Source organism: Polaromonas sp. P1_E3, assembly GCF_056405935.1.
In genome coordinates this window covers 1-3,150 of sequence record NZ_JBFUBD010000318.1, presented here as the reverse complement: position 1 = coordinate 3,150, position 3,150 = coordinate 1, and the positions used below count along the sequence as shown (strand labels likewise).

Genomic DNA, 3,150 nt, shown 5'->3' with positions numbered 1-3,150 from the left:
GGCTGCAAGCTGCGCCACGGTCGGCTTTTCTGCGGCAAGATAGTCGATAGTTCGATCCAGCTCAGCCAGTGCTGCGAAACGAACCGGGGACGGGCGAAGCGCTTTGATTTTCTGCAAGGCTTCTGTCGGGTTGCCCGCCCGAGCGATGTGAAGCGCGATCTCCAGTTCAACCGCATCTTTATCGCTCTCCACCTGCGCCGGAAGCGAAACCGCGAACTGCTCACTGAGGATGGACAGGGTTACGCTGGCCTCGTCGGGCCTGCCGCACTGTGCATAGCCCACCGCCAAGTCGCCCAGCAGGCGGTCCTGGGCCAAGCGTTCCGCCGGTGCCAATGTACGGCTTAGAGTTTRTATCAGTGTGGAACGTCCAAGATCGAAAGCAATAAGCGCGTCCGCGCAGGTACTGCGATTCGCATGCACACGACCCAAGTCCATCAGCGCCTCGGCTCTGGGGATGCTTCGCTCCAGGCTGGCTGCCGTTCTCAGCGCTTCACGGCTGGCTGTGGTTATGGCCTCGGCTTGGCCCCGCGCGATGGCGATCTCGAGCATTGCCGTGGCCAGGGCATTCGCTGACGGACTGTCGATGCCGCGGGCGGCGTCCAGCTGTGCCAGTGCCTGTTCCGGCTTTCCTTGCCGTGCCAATGCGCCAGCGTAGGCGATCTTCACCGATGCTGGTACGTGAACAAAGTTCCAGGTCTCGAGTAACTCTGGCTGCCGGGCTTCGATTACCTTCAGCGCCACCTCCTGCCGGGCTGTGCCCGGGAAGTTCCAGCACATGTCGCCGCGGCAGAAGGGTTCGGCGTCCGCGAGGCGAAGGGCCTCGCGCAGCAGCATGGCCGCTGCAGCCGCGTCGCCACATTGCGCAAGACGGACACCGGCATCAGCCACGACGGAGTATCGCAAAGTCGTACCATCCCCGTCCCGCAACCGCTGTGCACTATTGCGGGCGGCGGCGCACTCTGCGGCGCCAGGTTGCGCTTGGGGGCCCGCGATGATACGTGCCATGGCGTCGTCGTAACTCTGTTTGCGGGCTGCAAACACATGGTCCATATCGTCGGGGCGACGCACGGGAAGCGTGGCGGCCGTAGTTGGCGCGAATTGGGCACGCCGCCACTCATCCCCCAAGGTGCGCGCAGGCACAGCGGCACCAACACGTGCATAGGCCATGGCGATCGGCAACAACAGCGCCTCGGCCTGGCGCGGGTCACGCGCAAGCAATTGCAGCCGGATGCGGTTAGCGTGTTCCACGAAGCCGTGTTCCGCCAGAAGTTTGGCGGTCGACACCGCTTTCTGTAGCAGAACGTCGCTCTGATATCCGGCCGGCGCGCCACTGGCCTGCCATACCGCTTGCTCCGCCGATTGCAGCGCATCCGCATCGCGATCCGACTGGCGTGCTGCGGCAACGCTCAGGGCCACCCATGGCGCCAGGTAGGGGTTAGGTTCCGAATAGTTGCCAGCGGTCGAACGTAAGTCGGCGAGGGCTTCCTGCGCCCAATGGGGTTGTTTCACCGCTAGCGATGCGACCGTCAGCCCCAGCAAGAATGTGTCGCGATGCGAGTCGGCCCCGCGCGCCCGCTCCATCGCGAAGTCGAGCAAGCACTCTGCACTGGGCAACTCCAGGCAGCGCAGGTAGGTGATGCGCCGGCTCGCGACCCGGTCGGGACTGGGACTCGAAGGCAACGGCGGGAAGGCGAAGCGCGGGTCAGTGGTGGCAAGCGACATCGCCTGCGAGATCCAGGGGCATTGCAATATTTCGCGCGTATACGCGGGTACCGGTTCAGGCGCGGATGCCCCGTTCGCCGCGCGCACATAGAGTTCCCAGAATGGCTGGTATTCGAACGGTACGTTGGTGAGTTCCGCGGTCATCTGAGGCTGGTTGAAATCCCGAACAGAGCCCTGCGGCCCCGGCGTAGTCCACGTGCGAACGGCAGTGGCGGGATCAAGCAGTCTCCAATCCTGGCCGAAGATGGGCGCGCCGCTGAGTTCCACGCGTTGCTTGCTGGTCGCTGCTACTGCGAAGATCTCCCGGAACTGTACAAATTGCTGCCGCTGCTCGGTCTGCCTGTCGCGCGTTAAGCGGTGGCCGCCGGAGGATTGGAGTTCGTAGCGGTAGTCGCTATTCGTGTGGTCGGCTACGCCCGCCAGTTTTCCCTTGGCGTCGTGGTAGCGGTGCAAGCCCACGGCGAAACCAAAACAGTGGTATTCGGTGAACAGTTTCTGACCACGCGACCCGAAAGCCTCCACCACGCCATGCTTGCGCAGTGTCCCGATATTGTGGTGTCCCCCATAAGTCGCCTCCGCATGCAATATTCCCGTGGTGCGATGGTGAGACTGAACGCGGACTTCGTTCTCTGACACCATCTCCGCTTTGTAGCGGAAACTGGCCGATTCACACGAGAACGCCGGTTCGCGACTCCGAAGCAGATGGACGGCCAGCACACGGTGCACGGGCAGAGTGTCGGCAGCAAGATGTTTTAAGTCAGGAGCTGGCGTATCAATGCATTCGCGTGGGCCTGGTGGCGGATGCGGCGGTGGTATCGGCGAAGTGGCGTTCGCCATCCCGGCCAGGCTGGCGAGCGCGAGCAGGGCAAAGAGCGATTTATGCATAGGCCCAGCCTCATTCAGCGCGCAGCACCCGTCCCGGGTTCATCAGGTTATAGGGATCCAGCCCCTGCTTGATGGCACGCATCATGCCCAGCGCCACAGGCGATTTGTGCTTGGGCAGCGTGTCAACCTTGACACTTCCCACACCGTGTTCGGCCGATATCGAGCCCCGGTAGCGGTCCACCGCTTCGTAGACCAGGGCATTCATAGGCGTTTCCTTTTCGTTCAGGAAACGTGCCTGGTCTTCGTTCTCCGGCGCCTGCACGTTGTAGTGCAGGTTGCCGTCGCCCAGATGGCCGTAGACGACCATGCGCGCGCCCGGAAAGCGTTCGAGCAGCAGCGCGTTGGTTTCACTGACAAACCCGGGAATGCGCGACACGTTGATCGAGATATCGTGCTTGATGTTCAGGCCTTCTTCGGCCTGCGCCATCGGGATGCTTTCACGGATGTGCCACAGCGCGTGGGCCTGCGCCATGCTCTCGGCGACGACGGCATCGGCTACACAGCCTGCCTCCATGGCGGCCTCGAGCAGACGCTCGAAACATT

At 62.9% G+C, this 3,150-nt stretch carries 2 protein-coding genes; both read right to left on the bottom strand.

What is annotated here, in order from left to right; genetic code table 11:
* On the bottom strand, positions 1-2,607 hold a 2,607-nt coding region (locus AC1D0Z_RS18490), incomplete at its 3' end, for a hypothetical protein (RefSeq protein ID WP_477659656.1).
* A 10-nt stretch (positions 2,608-2,617) separates the two neighbouring features.
* Positions 2,618-3,150, bottom strand: a 533-nt coding sequence (locus AC1D0Z_RS18485) for an FAD-binding oxidoreductase (RefSeq protein WP_477659655.1), incomplete at its 5' end; no start/stop codon positions are given.